Here is a 15,648-nt window from a genome sequence, read left to right as displayed (position 1 = left end):
GTCTCACACGTCTAGTGACAGACGGTTTCGGTCAGTTAGCCGGTGGCCTGGACTCGGGCCGGTCGCCAGGGTGCGTCAGCGCTTGACGGTGCAGGTCAGCGCATGGCGGTGCAGGTCGGCGCATGGCGGCGCAGGTCAGCGCATGGCGGCGCAGGTCAGCGCTTGACGCCGCTCGTCAGCGCTTGACGGCGCGCAGGACCGCGAACTTGGGGTTGCCCGCCACGGTGTGGCAGTTGCCGAAGAGGCGGCGGAGCTTGACGTGGTAGCCGAGGTGGCGGTTGCCGACCACCCAGAGCTCGCCGCCCGGGCGCAGCGCCCGGCGGGCGCCGGTGAACATGCGCCAGGCGGTGGCGTCGGTGGTGGCCTGGTGGGAGTGGAACGGCGGGTTGTTCAGCACCAGGTCGACCGAGCCGGGCGGGACGGCCGCCAGGGCGTCGCCGGCGAGGAACTCGGCGCGGGCGTCCGGGCCGGCGTTCTCGCGGAAGGTGGCCTCGGCGGAGGCGACGGCCTGGTAGGACTCGTCGATGAAGGTGACCTCGGCGGCCGGGTTGGCCAGGGCGGCGGCCGTACCGACCACCCCGTTGCCGCAGCCCAGGTCGACCACGTGCACCGGCCCCTGGCGTTCCGGCAGGTGCTGCAGGAAGAACCGGGTGCCGATGTCGAGCCGGTCGGCGCAGAAGACGCCGGCGTGGTTGGTGACGGTCCGGCCGGAGAGCACGCCGATGCCGTCGGGGAGCTGGTAGCGCAGCGGCCAGGGGTTGTCGGGGGCCGACAGCCGCTGGGGGGTGCTGAAGATCAGCCGCGCCTTCTTCGCCGCCAGCGAGGTGCGGGTCGGCCCGATGATCTGCTCGAACAGCTGGAGCGTCGACGTGTGGATCTCGGTGACCATGCCCGTACCGATCACCACGCTCCCGGCGTGCAGCGCGGGTGCCAGCCGGTGCAGCTGGTCCTCCAGGAAGGCCAGGCTCTTGGGCACCCGGACCAGCAGCACGTCGATCCGCTCCGGCGGCGCTTCGACGCTGGTCAGCAGGCGCACCGCGTCGGCGGCAACGCCGTTGCGGGCCAGATTGGCGCGGGTCGCCTCACGTCCGAGGTAGGAGTCGCTGATCTGCGTCACCTCGGCGACTCCGGCCAGCGCCGTCGCCAGGGCGCCCCAGCGGTCGCCGAGCACCACCACGCTGCCGTCCAGTGGCACCGGCGGGGCGTCGGCGTCGCCGTGCAGGTGGCGCAGCAGGTACTCGTCGGCGGCGTCCCAGGCGCGCAGTTGCTCGCGCGGGTTCTCGGGGAAGCGGGTGAGCTGGTGGTCGCCCCATGACGTGGTGAAGCAGTTCATCGTGCGCCCAGGCTATCCGCTCCCGGCCCGGCGCCGCGCCGGTGCCGTCGACGCCGGCCGGGCAGGCCGTGGTTGCCCGGTTTTGTCGGGGTTTCCTGCGAGGATCGTGCCGAGGCCGGACGGCCGTCACCGGGAGCAGGTCGAGCTGAGCGAGCGGAGCACGGCATGGGACACGGCATGGGACACGGCATGGGATTCGACAAGGAGCGGTTGACCGGGCTGCACGACACCCTGGCCGGCCATGTGGAGCGGGGCGGGGTGCCCGGTCTGGTCGCCCTGGTCGCACACGGTGACCAGGTCCACGTGGAGGCGCTCGGCAAGCGTTCGCTGCGCGGCGGGCCGGTCGGGCGCGACACGATCTTCCGGGTCGCCTCGATGACCAAGCCGATCACCGCCGCCGCCACCCTGATCCTGCTTGAGGAGTGCCGGTTGCGGCTGGACGACCCGGTGGACGAGCTGCTGCCCGAGCTGGCCCACCGCCGGGTGCTGCGCCGCCCGGACGGCCCGCTGGACGACACGGTCCCGGCCGAGCGCCCGATCACGGTGCGCGACCTGCTGACCTTCCGGATGGGCATCGGGATCCTGCCGGCCCCGCCCGACAGCTCCCCGATCCAGCAGACGATGGAGGTTCTCGAACTCGGGCAGGGCGTGCCCCGGCCCGCCTCGTTCCCCGAGCCGGACGACTGGCTGGCCCGGCTCGGCACGCTGCCGCTGATCCACCAGCCGGGCGAGCGCTGGCTCTACAACACCGGCAGCGATGTGCTCGGGGTGCTGATCGCCCGGGCTAGCGGCCAGCCGTTCGAACGGTTCCTCCAGGAGCGGCTGTTCGACCCGCTGGGCATGACGGACACCGGGTTCGCCGTTCCCGCCGACCAGCTCGACCGGTTCACCACCGCCTACTGGCAGGATCCGGAGAACGGCAGCGGGCTGAGCGTGTTCGACGAGGCGGACGGCGGCGAGTGGTCGACTCCCCCGAAGTTCCAGAGCGGTGCCGCCGGCCTGGTCTCCACGGCGGACGACTTCCTCGCGTTCAGCCGCATGCTGCTGGCCGGCGGCCGGTACGGCGGCCGCCGGATCCTCTCCAGGACAGCGGTCGAGCTGATGATGAGCGACCAGACGAGCAGTGATCTGATGAGTCGTCAGACCGATGGTCCCGAACTGATTCCCGGGTTCTTCGCGACGCACGGATGGGGTCTGGGTGGGGCCGTGGTGACCAGGGCAACCGAACTCGGTCGCCCGGTCGGCCAGTTCGGCTGGGACGGCGGCCTGGGCACCTCCTGGGCGGTGGATCCGGTGCGGGGTGTGGCCGGCGTGCTGCTCACCCAGCGGCTCTGGACCTCGCCCGTGGCGCCGCCGGTCTGCCGGGACTTCTGGGTGAGCGCCTACCAGGCCCTGGAGGAACAGGGGTTGGAGGACTAGGGTCGGCCCCGGCTCACGGCAGCAGCAGGTTGACGTCGCCGAACTCGTGCCAGAGGTAGCGGCGATCGAGGGCCTCGCGGTAGCAGAGTTCGAGCAGGGGCCGGCCGGCGATCGCCTGGAGCATCAACAGGTGTGAGGCGCGCGGCTCGTGCCAGCCGGTCAGCAGTCCGTCGACGGCCCGTACGCCTCGTGCGGGGGTGATCACCAGGTCGGTCCAGCCGTCGGCCGCCCGCACCCGGCCGTCCGCGCCGACGGCCGACTCCAGCGCGCGCACCGCCGTGGTGCCGACCGCGATCACCCGCCCGCCCTCACCCCGGACGTGCTCGACCAGCCGGGCCGTGGCCGCCGGCACCCGGAAGCGCTCCGGGTACGGCGCCTCGTGCACCTCCGGGGAGGCGACGCCGGTGTGCAGGGTGATCGGTGCCAGCAGGATGCCGCGCGCCACCAGGGCGCTGACCAGCTCGGGTGTGAACGGCCGGGCCGCGCTGGGCATTTCGCTGCTGCCGGGCTCGGCGGCGAAGGCGGTCTGGTAGGCGGTGAGCGGCCAGTCCCGGTCCACGTAGCTGTAGCGGATCGGCTTGCCATGGCGGGTGAGGTAGCCGGCCACCGGGCCGGGCAGGGTGAGCCGCGCGTACCACAGCCGCGCGGTGAACGGTGCGGTCAACTCGGCCTCGCCGCCCGCCGGCAGGGTCAGTCGCAGGCCGGGGCGGGCGGGATTCTGCTCGGGTGGCAGGTAGGCGGGGGCACCTGATGCGGTCGGCCGGCGCAGCTCCACCAGGTGGGCGCCGCGCGGATCGGGGTCGGCGGAGGAGAGGTGCAGGGCGACGGGCCGACCGTCGGGCAGCCGGACCGGCAGGGCGGCGGGCACGGTGGCCGAGTTGTTGACCACCAGGAGGTCGCCCGGGCACAGCACTTGGGGCAGCTCGGTGAAGACCCGGTGCTCGGCGGTCGGTTGGCCTTCGGTCGAGCCGCCGCGCCCGACCAGGAGCCGCACGCCGTCCCGCGCCAACCCGCGGGCCTCGGCCGGGGCGTGGGCGGAGAGTTCGGGCGGAACGGTGAAGTCGAACCCGGTCTCCAGCGACGGTGACGCCATCTCAGGCCCCCACCACGCCGGCGGCAACGGTGGTGAGCAGCTCGGCTGCCCGGTAGCGGCCCGACTCGGGCCGGTCACGCAGCAGGGCGCGGAACGCGGGCACCACGGATTCGGGTAGGGGCATCCCGGAGAGGTCCTCGCCGGGGGCGGCCTCCTGGTAGAGCCGGGTGCGCATCTCGCCGGGGTCGACCGACCACACGCGCACCTGCGGCTCCTCCCGGGCCAGCGTGCCGGAGGCGTGGTCCAGGGCCGCCTTGGCCGCGCCGTAGCCACCCCACCGCAGGTAGTGCTCGACGGCGGCGTCGGAGCTGAGGTTGATCACCACGCCCTCCCGCTCGCGCAGTTGGGGTAGCAGCAGCTGGGTGAGCGCGATCGGGCTGAGCACATTGACCTCGAAGGTCTCCAGCAGACCGGGCAGCGGAAACTCGGCAAGGATGGGCATCGGGCCGCCGTCGAGGTCGTAACCGGCAAGCGTGGAGGCGTTGTTGACCAGCAGCGTGGCGCCGCCGAGTTCGGCGGCCGCGTGTGCGAGGTGGGCGCGGTGGTCGTCGTCGACCACGGTGCCGGGCAGCGCGACGACGGTGGTCAGCTCGCGCAGGGTGTCGGCGGCGGCGGCGAGTTCGACCGGGTTGCGGGCGGTGACCACCAGCTTCCAGCCGTCCGCGGCGAGTGCCTGCGCGAGGGCCAGACCGAGCCCGCGGGAGGCTCCGGTGATGACCGCGACCTGGCGGGCGGGGGCGGTGGTGCTGTTCAGGCTCGGGTTCATACCTGAACTGTCCCTCCGCGCCCGGCATCAGCGGATCGGGCGGGAGTTCCGGTCGGGGCGGCCATTGGGCCTAGGGCGGCCGGTCGGGGACGTTCGACCTAGGCCACCGGACCCGGGTCGCAAGGGAGTCACCGCACGGTTCTGGCGCCGCAGCGGATGGGCCCGGCACAGTGGAACCCGGCAGTGCGTCAACCGAGCGGCGGAGGCGGAGGCACGATGGGCGAGGCAGCGGCGATCCTGGCCGACTTGCGCGACGAGGGCGCCGAGCTGGATTCACTGGTCGCCGGACTCGATGCCGCAGGGTGGCGGACGGCGACCCCGTCGCCGGGTTGGACGATCGCGCATCAGGTCGCCCACCTGGCCTGGACCGATGAGTGGACGCTGCGGGCCGTGCACGACCCGGACGTCTTCCATGCTGCGGCGGCCGAACTCCTTTCGGGGGCAGATGAGTTCGAGAGCCTGGTCGACGAGGGTGCGGCAGCCGGCGCCGCGCTGCCGCCCGATCGTCTGCTGGCCGGCTGGCGGGACGGGCGAGCCCAGGTGCTGGCGGGGCTCGGCGAGGTGCCGGCCGGCGCCAGGCTGCCCTGGTTCGGCCCGCCGATGAAGGCCACCTCGATGGCCACGGCACGGATCATGGAGACCTGGGCGCACGCCGAGGACGTGGCCGACGCCCTGGGCGTCAAGCGGACCCCGACGGCTCGGCTGCGGAACATCGCGCATCTCGGGGTGCGGACCATGGGGTTCGCGTTCTCGGCGCACGGGTTGGCCGTGCCCGGCCGGCCGACGCGGGTCGAACTGACCGGCCCTGCGGGAGAGGTGTGGACGTGGGGGCCGGAGGACGCGGCCGACCGGATAACGGGCCCGGCGCTGGACTTCTGCCTGCTGGTGACCCAGCGGCGGCACCGCGACGATGTGGCGCTGGAGGCGACCGGGGCGATGGCCACGGCCTGGCTGCCGATCGCCCAGGTCTTCGCCGGACCGCCCGGCGAAGGGCGCGCACCGCGCGGGGCGTGAGCGCGGGACGCGAGCGCGGGACGCGAGCGCGGGGAGCCCGTCAGCGTACCCCGTGGCGCCGCACCCCCGGGCGGGATTCGCTGAGTCTCCACTCCCCCGCTGAGCAGGCGCTTGCATAGCGGGCGGAAAGGACTTCGCCTTGATACTCAGCCGGTTTCGCGCCCGCAGCACCACCACTCGCGTCTCCCCGGCCCCCGCGCCGACCACCCCGCACCCCGCCGGCTGCCCGTTCGGCCACGGCACCGCCGCATCCGAACCCGCTCGGGCGACCACCCCACGCACCGAGCCGTTCACCGAGCCGTTCACCGAGCCGTTCACCGATCCCGCCCAGGCCGCCGCCTTCCTGCGGCAGTTCCACGCCGAACACCCCGGCGCCACCGACCCCGCGCCCAGGGTGCGCCAGGTGCTGGACGAGATCGAGCGCACCGGAACCTACCGGCACACCCCGCAGGAGCTGTCCTTCGGTGCCCGGCTGGCCTGGCGCAACTCGGCGCGCTGCATCGGCCGGCTGTACTGGCGCAGCCTGGTGGTCCGCGACCTGCGGGAGTGCGGCAGCGCCGACGACCTCGCCGCGCACTGCTTCGAGCACCTGCGCCTGGCGGGCAACGGCGGCCGGATCCGCCCGGTGATCAGCGTCTTCGCCCCCGACCGCCCCGGCCGCCCGGCGCCGCGGATCCTCAACGCCCAGCTGGTGCGCTACGCCGGCCATCCCCGGCCCGGCGGCGGCTGGATCGGCGACCCCGCCGGGGGCCAACTCGCCGCCCGCGCCGCCGATCTGGGCTGGAAGCGCGGCGACGGCAGCTTCGACGTGCTGCCGCTGCTGGTCCAGGAGCGGGCGGGCGATGCGCCGCGCTGGTACGAACTGCCGGACGACACCACCCTGGAGGTGCCGCTCAGCCACCCCGACCACGCCTGGTTCGCGGACCTCGGCCTGCGCTGGTACGCGGTGCCCGCGATCAGCGACCTCACCCTGGAGATCGGTGGCATCCGCTACCCGGCCGCCCCGTTCAACGGCTGGTACATGGGCACCGAGATCGGCGCCCGCAACCTGGCCGACGCCGACCGCTACGACCTGCTCGGCACCATCGCCGAACGGCTCGGCCTGGACACCTCCAGCGACCGCACGCTGTGGCGCGACCGGGCGCTGGTGGAGCTGAACCTCGCGGTGCTGCACTCCTTCGAGGAGGCCGGGGTCACGATGGCCGACCACCACACCGAGTCGCAGCGGTTCCTGCGGCACGTCGCCCAGGAGAAACGTCTCGGCAGGCCCACCCCGGCCGACTGGACCTGGATCGTACCCCCACTGTCGGGCGGCCTCACCCCGGTCTTCCACCGCTACTACGACCCGGCCGACCCCACCCTCCGCCCGGCCTTCGTCTCCCGCACACCGTGGTGAGCCCTCAGCCCGCCGTCGGCACCCAGAACCGCAGCTTGGCATCGACCTGGTCGATCAACTCCCCGCCGTTGCGCTCGATCGCCCGGCGCGAGCCGGTGTTGGTCGCGTCGCACATCAGCAGCGCCCGGTCGATGCCGAGCGCCGCGGCCAGCGGCAGGGCGGCCGCCAGCATCGCCGTCGCATGCCCGCGGCGGCGCACACTCGGCCGTACGTCGTATCCGATGTGGCCACCCACCTTCTCCAGCGTCGGAGTGAGCCAGTGCCTGATCGCCAGGCGGCCGACGAAGTCGTCACCGTCAGCCCACCAGAGCGTGGTCATCGGCACGATCCCCTCAGGTCGAGCGATCTGCTCGTCCCGTTCCGCCAACACCCGTGCGACATAGCGATTGAACGCGACCGGGTCGGTGAGCGCCGCCGGCTCGATGTTCTCGACGAACCAGGACGGCGGATTCGCCCGGTCGGCGCGGAACTCCGCCACGGCTGCCACGAACGATGTCCGCAACCACGGTGTCGGATATATCAGTTGAGTCATCGCCCCAGCATGCCCGAGAGCCGGTCAGCCCGCCCCCGGGTACCGTCCCGCAAGCCCCGCGAGCAGGGACTCCAGCCCCAGCTCGAAGGCGCCCTCGTCCACCGCCGCCCGGTGTTCGGCCAGGCGGTGCGCCTCGGCGAGGTGCGGGTACTCGGCGGCGTAGAGGGTGGCGTCCTCGGGGAAGCCGGAGGCGAACGACCCCAGCGCCGAGCCGGTCACGAAGTACCGCATCAGCGCGCCGATCCGGGTGGCCTGCCCGCGTGGCCAGCCGGCGGCGACCAGGCAGCCGAAGACGGCGTCGGCCAGGCGCAGCGCGTTGGGCCGCCGGCCGGGGCCCTGAGCGAGGACCGGTACCACGTGGGGGTGGGCGGCGAGCGCGGCGCGGTAGGACCTGGCCCAGTCGCGCAGGGCCGTCTGCCAGTCGGCGTCGGACTCGAACATCGACAAGTCGACTTCACCCATCACGCTGTCGGCGACCGCGTCGAGCAGGTCGTCCTTGGTGGCGAAGTGGTTGTAGAGCGAGGGGCCGCTGACGGAGAGTTCGGTGGCCAGCCGCCGGGTGGAGAGCGCCTCCAGGCCCTCGGCGTCCACCACCGCCAGCGCGGCGGTGACGATCCGCTCGCGGCTGAGCAGCGGGGTGCGCGGGCGGGCCATGAACGGTTCTCCTCCGGTCGGGTGGCGGATCAGGCATTCTCGCAGGTTGCCCCTTCCCAGGCATGGCCCGGGCGGACTAGAGTCGAGAAAAAACTTGCACCGCTAGTTTAAAGGCCGGCCTTCGGACCGAGAAAGACCGAGAGAGGGAGTGCCGATGAACCTGGAGCTCTCCGAGGAGCAGGCGGCCGTCCGCACCCTCGCCGCCGAGTTCACCGACCGCGAGATCGCGCCGTTCGCCGCCGAGTGGGACCGCGCCGAGTCGGTGGACCGGGCGATCATCGGCAAGCTCGGCAAGCTGGGCTTCCTCGGCCTGACCATCCCCGAGGAGTACGGCGGCAGCGGCGGCGACCACCTGGCGTACTGCCTGGTCCTGGAGGAGCTGGGCCGCGGCGACTCGGCCGTGCGCGGCATCGTCAGCGTCTCGCTCGGCCTGGTCGCCAAGTCCGTCAACGGCTACGGCACCGAGGAGCAGAAGCGGCACTGGCTGCCCAAGCTCTGCTCCGGCGAGGCGCTGGCCTGCTTCGCGCTCACCGAGCCCGGCACCGGCTCGGACGCCGGGAACCTGACCACCAAGGCGGTCCGGGCCGGCGAGGACTGGCTGATCAGCGGCGCCAAGATGTTCATCACCAACGGCACCTGGGCCGATGTCGCGCTGGTGTTCGCCCGCACCGGCGGCAGCGACCCGGACCAGCAGGGCCACAAGGGCGTCACCGCGTTCCTGGTCCCGACCGACACGCCCGGCTTCGAACGCCGTGAGATCCACGGCAAGCTCGGGCTGCGCGGCCAGGCCACGGCGGAGCTCAGCCTGGACGGTGTCCGGGTGCCGGACAGCGCGCGGCTCGGCGCGGAGGGCAAGGGCTTCACGGTGGCGATGGCGGCCCTCGCCAAGGGCCGGATGTCGGTGGCGGCCGGCTGCGTCGGGATCATCCAGGCGTCGTTGGACGCCGCCGTGCGCTACGCCACCGAGCGCGAGCAGTTCGGCAAGCCGATCGCCTCCCACCAGCTGGTGCAGGAGCTGCTCTCCGACATCGCCGTCGACCTCGACGCGGCCCGGCTGCTCACCTGGCGGGTCGCCGACCACATCGAGCGCGGCCTGCCGTTCGCCACCGAGTCCTCGGTGGCGAAGCTCTATGCCAGCGAGGCGGCCGTGCGCTGCGCCAACAACGCGCTGCAGGTCTTCGGCGGCTACGGCTTCATCGACGAGTACCCGGTCGGCAAGCTGCTGCGCGACGCCCGCGTCATGACCCTCTACGAGGGCACCAGTCAGGTGCACAAGCTGCTGATCGGCCGCTCGCTCACCAACATCAACGCGTTCTAGAACGGAGCCAATCCACGTGCGTCCCGTCTACTTCGCGGCCGCCCGCCGCACACCCATCGGCAGGCTGCGCGGCGCGCTGGCCACCGTCCGGCCCGACGACCTGTCAGCCGCCGTGATCCGGCAGCTGCTGACCGACGTGCCGAACCTCGACCCGGCCCGCATCGACGACGTCTACTGGGGTGCCGCCAACCAGGCCGGTGAGGACAACCGCAATGCCGCCCGGATGGCGGTGCTGCTGGCCGGCCTGCCGGAGAGCGTGCCCGGTGCCACCGTGAACCGGCTCTGCGCCTCCGGCCTGGAGGCGGTCACCACCGCCGCCCGGACCATTGCCGCCGGTGAGGCGGACATCGTGCTGGCCGGCGGCTGCGAGTCGATGACCCGGGCGCCGTTCGTGCTGCCGCGCCCGGACGAGGCGCTGCCGCACGCCATGCAGACCTTCGACACCCGGCTCGGCTGGCGGCTCACCAACCCCCGGATGGCCGACCTGCACGGCGTGCTCAGCATGGGTGAGACCGCCGAGGAGGTGGCCGCGCGCTACGGGATCACCCGCGAGCGGCAGGACGCCTTCGCGCTGCGCAGCCACCAGCGGGCCGCGGCCGCCCGCAAGGACGGGCACTTCGACGCCGAACTGTTCCCGGTGGTCCGCCCCGACGGGGTGACGGTCGACCAGGACGAGTCGATCCGCGAGGACACCAGCCTGGAGCGGCTCGCCGCGCTCAAGCCGGTGTTCCGCAAGGGCGGCACGGTGACCGCCGGCAACGCCTCCCCGATGAACGACGGCGCGGCCGGGCTGCTGCTGGTCAGCGAGGCCGCCCTGCACGAGCTGGGGCTGGAGCCGCTGGGCCGCTATGTCGCGGGCGCCTCGGCCGGCGTGCACCCGGATGTGATGGGGATCGGGCCGGTGCCGGCCACCCGCAAGGTGCTGGAGCGGGCCGGCTGGTCTCTGGCCGACCTCGGCGAGGCGGAGTTCAACGAGGCGTTCGCGGCCCAAGCGCTGGCCTGCATGGATCAGTTGGAGATCGACCCGGAGCTGGTCAACCCGACCGGCGGCGCGATCGCGCTCGGCCACCCGCTGGGCGGCTCGGGCGCCCGGATCCTCACCACCCTGCTGCACCGGATGCGCCGCACCGGCGCCCGCCGCGGCGTGGCCACCATGTGCGTCGGCGTCGGCCAGGGCACGGCCGTGCTGGTCGCCAACGACTGACGATCCGACTACCCGCCGATCCGACTACCTGACAGGGAGCATCACCAATGGCACGTTTCACCGGCAAGGTCGCGGTCGTCACCGGCGCCGCCCAGGGCATCGGGGCGGCCACCGCGCGGCGGCTGGCCGAGGAGGGGGCCACGATCGCCGTGGTCGACCTGACCGCCGAGCGCGCCCAGGGCACCGTCGACGAGATCACCGCCAAGGGCGGCACCGCACGCGCCTACGGCTGCGACGTCTCCGACTACGACGCGGTCGAGGCCGTCTTCGCCCGGCTGCACGAGGAGTTGGGCGGCCTGCACATCCTGGTCAACAACGCCGGCATCACCCGGGACAACCTGTTCTTCAAGATGCCCAAGGCCGACTGGGACCTGGTGCTGTCGGTCAACCTCACCAGCGCCTACAACTGCAGCCACGTTGCGCAGAAGTACCTGGTCGCGCAGAAGTACGGCAAGATCGTCTCGCTGAGCTCGCGGTCCGCGCTCGGCAACCGGGGCCAGGCCAACTACGCCGCCGCCAAGGCCGGCATCCAGGGGCTGACCGCCACGCTGGCGATCGAGTTGGGCCCGTTCAACGTCAACGTCAACGCGGTGGCGCCCGGTTACATCGTCACCTCGATGACCGAGGCGACCGCCGAGCGAGTGGGGGCCACTCCCGAGGAGCACCAGGCCGAGGTCGCCGCCCGCACTCCGCTGCGCCGTGCGGGGCAGCCGGAGGAGATCGCCTCGGTGGTGGCGTTCCTGGCGAGTGACGAGGCCTCGTACGTCAGCGGCCAGACGCTGTACGTGAACGGCGGCGCCCGCTGACGGACCAGCGGGTGGGGCGGCGGGTGCCCCGCCGCCCCACCCGCTGGCCGACCGTCAGCCGTTGAACTGCGGCTTCAGGGTGACGCTCAGGATGGTGCGGTACTCGGCCGGCTGGGCGGCCGGCACCGTGTACTGGTTCGCCGGGTCGGTGCCGTAGGTCGAACCGGTGGTCGGCAGCGGCTTCGGGGTCGAGTAGCCGGCGAACAGCATGGTCAGGGTGCCGTTGTCGTTCCGCACCACGGTCGGGTCGTAGACCCGGCCGCTGTAGTAGCCGGAGATGCCCAACTGGCCGCCCGAGGTGGCCTGCTGGGCCAGCGCCGAGAAGGTGTAGTCGGTGCCGATCAGCTTCTGCGGCGCGGACCAGTGCTGCCCGTCCTTGGAGGACGCGTAGAAGATCTGGTTGAACGCGTCGCTGTCGCCGTCCGAGGCGTACGCGCCGGACAGGAAGAGGCCGTAGGAGCCGTCCGGGTTGGTGATCACGGTGCCGCGCGAGCCGATCCAGCGCAGCACCGAGTCGCTGTTGCTGGTGGGGTCGCCCAGGCCGCTGACCTGGCCCAGGTCGGTGAAGTGCAGGCCGTCGGTGGTGTAGGCGGCACGGACCACGGTGTAGTCCTCGTTGTTGCCGAAGAGCGTCTTGGGCTTGTTCTTGCCCTCGCCGATCTTGGCGAGTTGGGTGTACGGGGCGACCGCCGCGCCGGGCGCGCCCACGTCGCTGCCCTTGGCCACGGTGCCGGTGCCGCCGGTGCAGCCGGTCAGGTCGGTGGCGTCGGCGCCGGTGCAGCTGACCTGCACGATGCCGTTCGCGGTGCCCAGGCTCACGGTGACCGAACCGCCGGCGGCGGGCTTGAGCGCCGTGGTGCCGCCGACCGGGAGGGTGGCGGCGGGCAGCGTCACGGCGGCCGTGGTGCTGGTCGGGGTGAAGTAGTTGACGATCTTCTCGGTGTAGAGCACCGCGACGCTGCCCTTGGGCGCGCCCGGGTAGTTCGGGACGGTGCTGATGATGCCGTCCGGCGAGACCAGGCCCGAGGTCTGCTGGGCGGTCGCCGGGATCACGCTGTCGGCGGTCACCGCGTCGCCGGCCTTGACGGCCACGCCGCCCGGGGTGCGGGTGGTGCAGCCGGTGAAGGCGGTGGCGGTGGCGTTGTTGTCGTTGCAGTCCACCGTCACGCCGTCCACGGTGAAGTGGCCCGGCTGCTCGAAGGCGGCGGTGTTGGCCACGGTGATGGTGACGCCGTCGCCGCCCGGCCCGGCCGGCACGGTGACCGCGGCGGTGGCGGTGGTGCTGCCGCCCATGCCGACCGGCTCGGCGGCGGGCAGGCCGGCCAGCGGGTTGCCGTCCTTCGGGGTGAGGTGGTGCACGATCAGGTTGGTGCCCGGGGTGTCGCCGGAGGGGCGGGAGAGGGTGTAGAGCACCTGGCCGCGGTGGCCGGTGCCGTTGTAGTCCGGCACGGTCAGCACGAAGGCGTGACCCTGGCCGTCGTCGTTGGTGTTGCCGTCCGGGCACAGGCCGGCGTTCTGCTCCAGCGCCTCGCCCTGGTAGCGCCAGGTGCGGCCGTGGTCGGTGGAGGTGGCGGCGACGACCGCCTCGTCACCGTCCTTGGGGCGGTAGTCGAACAGGCCGCTGAGGGTCCGGCCGCCGTCCTCGCTGGTGACGAAGGGGAAGTAGTAGGGCTGCATCGGCAGCACGCTGCCCTTGGGCTGGCGCAGCACCGCGCCGGTCTCCGGGGTCGGGCCGCCGCTGGCGCAGTAGCCGGGCAGCGGGCCTGGGGTGCCGGTGACGCCGCTGGCCGCCGGGACGCCGCCGGCACCCGGGTCCACCGCGGTGTTCGGGTAGGTCACGCCGTTGACCGTGACGGTGGCGCCGGCGGTCGGGTCGCCCTGGGCGAGGGTCCACGGACCGCCCTTGACCTTGTCCACCACCGGGGTGCCGACGGTGTAGCTGACCGGGCCGTGGTGGTGGCCGTGGCCCCGGCCGTCGGAGTCGGCGAACGCCGGGCCGGCGGTGCAGGTGAGGGCGGCGAGGGTGGTGACCGCGATGGCGGCGGCTGTCGCGGTACGGCGGTGCGGCATGGGCGAGATCCTCCCGAAGTCGGGCCCGCGCCGGAGGACCGCGCGGGACAGCGGAGATCCTGCACGGCCGTTCGAGGGCCCGGGAGTGGGACGCGGCAGAGTTCACCGGTCGTTCCTCGGACTGCCGCCGATGGCACCCCTGGTCGGCACCAGTGCACCGGTCAGCAGGTCCGGTTGTCCGCTCAGCGGGCGGACGACAACGCGATCCGGCCTGACTTTGCTGTCACTTGACGATCCGTCAGCCTGATTGACGGGGGCAGGACCGGGCATTGACCGGAGGTGGCCTGGACCGCCGGGGAAACGGTGAACATTTCTTCGGATTTTTCCGGCGTGTTCACCCGTCATGTCAAGGGTCCGAAATGACTATAGCTTCATCAGCTCTCCACACGATGGGATACCGGGGCCGACCCAGCGTCGGCCCGACCCTCCATCCAAAAGGAGTTCCATGGGCACCTCCCCCGCCACCGCGGGCTCCCGACGCTCCCTGAGCACCAAGGCCATGGCCATGCTCGCCGTCGGGGCCACCGCTCTGACCACGGGCCTGGTCAGCGCCCAGAGCGCGGCAGCGGCCGCGGCCACGAGCTTCCCGCACGTGGCGTTCAAGCTGCACCCCGCGTCCGAAGGCAAGATCAACGCGACGGCGCGCCCCGCGCCGCTCAGCACCAGCGACTGCGTGGCCCAGATCGGCATCCACTGCTACTCGCCGCTGCAGTACCGCGCCGCGTATGACCTGAACCCGCTGTACAAGCAGGGCATCACCGGCAAGGGCCGGACGATCGTCATCGTGGACTCCTACGGCTCCCCGACGATCCAGCACGACCTGGAGACCTTCGACAAGCAGTGGGGCATCCAGGACACCAACGTCGACGTCGTCAAGTGGGGCAACGTGCCCGCCTTCGACCCGACCAACGCTGACATGACCAGCTGGGCCGGCGAGACCACCCTCGACGTCGAGTACGCCCACGCGATCGCCCCGGACGCTCACATCGTCCTGGTCGAGACCGCGGTCGCCGAGACCGAGGGCGTCACCGGCCTGCCGGAGATGATGGACGCCGAGAAGTCCATGGTCGACAAGGGCATCGGCGACGTCATCACGCAGAGCTTCGGCGCCACCGAGAACACCTTCCCGGGCTTCGACAAGGGCGACTACAAGTCGCTCACCGACCTGCGCTACGCGTTCAAGGACGCCGCCGCGCACAACGTGACGGTGCTCGCCTCCTCCGGCGACAACGGCGTGACCGACTCGGACAACAACAACAACCTGTACCCGTACAAGGTCAACTCCTGGCCGTCCGCCGACCCGCTGGTCACCAGCGTCGGCGGCACCCAGATGACCCTGGACAACAACGGCAACCGCACCGCGGCCGACAAGGTCTGGCACGACGCGTACGGTGCCGGCGGCGGTGGCGTCTCGGCCGTCTTCGACCGGCCGTGGTACCAGGCGGGCGTGGCCAACGTGGTCGGCCAGCACCGCGGCACCCCGGACATCAGCATGAGCGCCGCGGTCGACGGCGCCGCGTGGACCTACGAGTCCTACGTCCCGGCCCAGGCCGGCTGGCACCTGACCGGCGGCACCAGCGAGGCGTCGCCGCTCTTCTCCGGTGTGGTCGCCCTCGCCGACCAGGCCGCGGGCCACCGCCTGGGCCAGATCAACTGGCGGCTCTACGGCATGTCGATGCTGCCCTCCGACTGGAGCGGCATCACCGACGTGACCACCGGTGACAACGGCTGGAACAACGTCCAGGGCTACCAGGCCACCAAGGGCTACGACCTGGCCTCCGGCCTGGGCACGGTGGACGCCGCCAAGTTCGTCCACATGCTCGCGGGGCGCTGAGCCACTGAGCGGTAGCCGTCCGGGCAGCGGTTTCTGAGCGACCGCCGACCGGGCAACCGCCACGGCGACCAGGGGCACTCGCGGCGACACGCCGCGAGTGCCCTTTCGCATGCGCCCGGGCATGTCACACCTACCGTGGCTCGTCGGTCCGGTGTCCAGGGGAACCTTCGCTCCGCAGTGGAGCGGGCCCACTCGAAGGGACGACGACT

General features: G+C 72.4%; 13 protein-coding genes. 7 read left to right on the top strand and 6 right to left on the bottom strand.

All coding sequences use genetic code 11. The annotated features are described in order from the left end of the window. Positions 1-175: 175 nt before the first annotated feature. On the bottom strand, positions 176-1,333 hold the full coding sequence (locus P3T35_RS08640; protein WP_101383729.1) for a methyltransferase: 1,158 nt from the start codon (positions 1,331-1,333) through the stop codon (positions 176-178). Between the two features lie 165 nt (positions 1,334-1,498). Here P3T35_RS08640 and P3T35_RS08635 point away from each other — a divergent pair, with 165 nt between their 5' ends. Beyond that, positions 1,499-2,752 (top strand): serine hydrolase domain-containing protein, encoded by a 1,254-nt coding sequence (locus tag P3T35_RS08635; RefSeq protein ID WP_280704890.1) that lies wholly within the window; start codon positions 1,499-1,501, stop codon positions 2,750-2,752. Between the two features lie 13 nt (positions 2,753-2,765). On the opposite strand, the gene P3T35_RS08630 is transcribed toward P3T35_RS08635, so the two are convergent. Continuing rightward, positions 2,766-3,845, bottom strand: a complete 1,080-nt coding sequence (locus tag P3T35_RS08630; protein WP_101383728.1) for an S-adenosylmethionine:tRNA ribosyltransferase-isomerase — start codon at positions 3,843-3,845, stop codon at positions 2,766-2,768. Position 3,846: 1 nt separating this feature from the next. After that, positions 3,847-4,611: an SDR family oxidoreductase gene (locus P3T35_RS08625; protein WP_101383727.1), complete on the bottom strand. Its 765-nt coding sequence runs from the start codon at positions 4,609-4,611 to the stop codon at positions 3,847-3,849. Positions 4,612-4,827: 216 nt separating this feature from the next. Between P3T35_RS08625 and P3T35_RS08620 the strand changes: the two genes are divergently transcribed. Beyond that, entirely contained in the window at positions 4,828-5,625 is a 798-nt protein-coding gene (locus tag P3T35_RS08620; RefSeq protein WP_101383726.1) for a TIGR03084 family metal-binding protein, read from the top strand. 139 nt (positions 5,626-5,764) lie between these two features. Next, positions 5,765-7,021 (top strand): nitric oxide synthase oxygenase, encoded by a 1,257-nt coding sequence (locus P3T35_RS08615; RefSeq protein ID WP_280704889.1) that lies wholly within the window; start codon positions 5,765-5,767, stop codon positions 7,019-7,021. Between the two features lie 4 nt (positions 7,022-7,025). Here P3T35_RS08615 and P3T35_RS08610 read toward each other — a convergent pair whose 3' ends face one another. Next, positions 7,026-7,553, bottom strand: coding sequence for a GNAT family N-acetyltransferase (locus P3T35_RS08610; RefSeq protein WP_101383725.1), 528 nt, complete (start codon positions 7,551-7,553; stop codon positions 7,026-7,028). Between the two features lie 24 nt (positions 7,554-7,577). Then, positions 7,578-8,207: a TetR/AcrR family transcriptional regulator gene (locus tag P3T35_RS08605; protein WP_101383724.1), complete on the bottom strand. Its 630-nt coding sequence runs from the start codon at positions 8,205-8,207 to the stop codon at positions 7,578-7,580. Between the two features lie 154 nt (positions 8,208-8,361). Here P3T35_RS08605 and P3T35_RS08600 point away from each other — a divergent pair, with 154 nt between their 5' ends. From P3T35_RS08600 to fabG, 3 genes are read left to right on the top strand one after another with little or no spacing between them, the layout of a single operon-like run. After that, complete coding sequence (locus P3T35_RS08600) at positions 8,362-9,525, top strand: acyl-CoA dehydrogenase family protein (RefSeq protein WP_101383723.1); 1,164 nt, start codon at positions 8,362-8,364, stop codon at positions 9,523-9,525. 16 nt (positions 9,526-9,541) lie between these two features. Beyond that, a complete protein-coding gene (locus P3T35_RS08595; RefSeq protein WP_101383722.1) occupies positions 9,542-10,729 on the top strand; it encodes a thiolase family protein in 1,188 nt (395 codons plus the stop codon). 47 nt (positions 10,730-10,776) lie between these two features. Then, complete coding sequence (gene fabG, locus P3T35_RS08590; protein ID WP_101383721.1) at positions 10,777-11,535, top strand: 3-oxoacyl-ACP reductase FabG; 759 nt, start codon at positions 10,777-10,779, stop codon at positions 11,533-11,535. 54 nt (positions 11,536-11,589) lie between these two features. Here fabG and P3T35_RS08585 read toward each other — a convergent pair whose 3' ends face one another. Next, positions 11,590-13,605, bottom strand: a complete 2,016-nt coding sequence (locus tag P3T35_RS08585) for a hypothetical protein (protein ID WP_101383720.1) — start codon at positions 13,603-13,605, stop codon at positions 11,590-11,592. A gap of 445 nt (positions 13,606-14,050) precedes the next feature. On the opposite strand from P3T35_RS08585, the gene P3T35_RS08580 reads away from it, so the two are divergent. After that, a complete protein-coding gene (locus P3T35_RS08580; protein ID WP_101383719.1) occupies positions 14,051-15,439 on the top strand; it encodes a S53 family peptidase in 1,389 nt (462 codons plus the stop codon). Positions 15,440-15,648 lie beyond the last annotated feature (209 nt).

The sequence above is a fragment of the Kitasatospora sp. GP30 genome, assembly GCF_029892145.1.
GTDB lineage: Bacteria > Actinomycetota > Actinomycetes > Streptomycetales > Streptomycetaceae > Kitasatospora > Kitasatospora acidiphila.
This window is presented reverse-complemented; position numbering and strand designations above follow the sequence as displayed.

Bases quoted from the DNA above. Each gene is read 5' to 3' on its own strand.
- P3T35_RS08610 (WP_101383725.1), bottom strand. From the start codon at position 7,553: ATGACTCAACTGATATATCCGACACCGTGGTTGCGGACATCGTTCGTG.
- P3T35_RS08625 (WP_101383727.1), bottom strand. From the start codon at position 4,611: ATGAACCCGAGCCTGAACAGCACCACCGCCCCCGCCCGCCAGGTCGCG.
- P3T35_RS08600 (WP_101383723.1), top strand. From the start codon at position 8,362: ATGAACCTGGAGCTCTCCGAGGAGCAGGCGGCCGTCCGCACCCTCGCC.
- fabG (WP_101383721.1), top strand. From the start codon at position 10,777: ATGGCACGTTTCACCGGCAAGGTCGCGGTCGTCACCGGCGCCGCCCAG.
- P3T35_RS08585 (WP_101383720.1), bottom strand. From the start codon at position 13,605: ATGCCGCACCGCCGTACCGCGACAGCCGCCGCCATCGCGGTCACCACC.
- P3T35_RS08580 (WP_101383719.1), top strand. From the start codon at position 14,051: ATGGGCACCTCCCCCGCCACCGCGGGCTCCCGACGCTCCCTGAGCACC.
- P3T35_RS08620 (WP_101383726.1), top strand. From the start codon at position 4,828: ATGGGCGAGGCAGCGGCGATCCTGGCCGACTTGCGCGACGAGGGCGCC.
- P3T35_RS08605 (WP_101383724.1), bottom strand. From the start codon at position 8,207: ATGGCCCGCCCGCGCACCCCGCTGCTCAGCCGCGAGCGGATCGTCACC.
- P3T35_RS08635 (WP_280704890.1), top strand. From the start codon at position 1,499: ATGGGACACGGCATGGGACACGGCATGGGATTCGACAAGGAGCGGTTG.
- P3T35_RS08630 (WP_101383728.1), bottom strand. From the start codon at position 3,845: ATGGCGTCACCGTCGCTGGAGACCGGGTTCGACTTCACCGTTCCGCCC.
- P3T35_RS08640 (WP_101383729.1), bottom strand. From the start codon at position 1,333: ATGAACTGCTTCACCACGTCATGGGGCGACCACCAGCTCACCCGCTTC.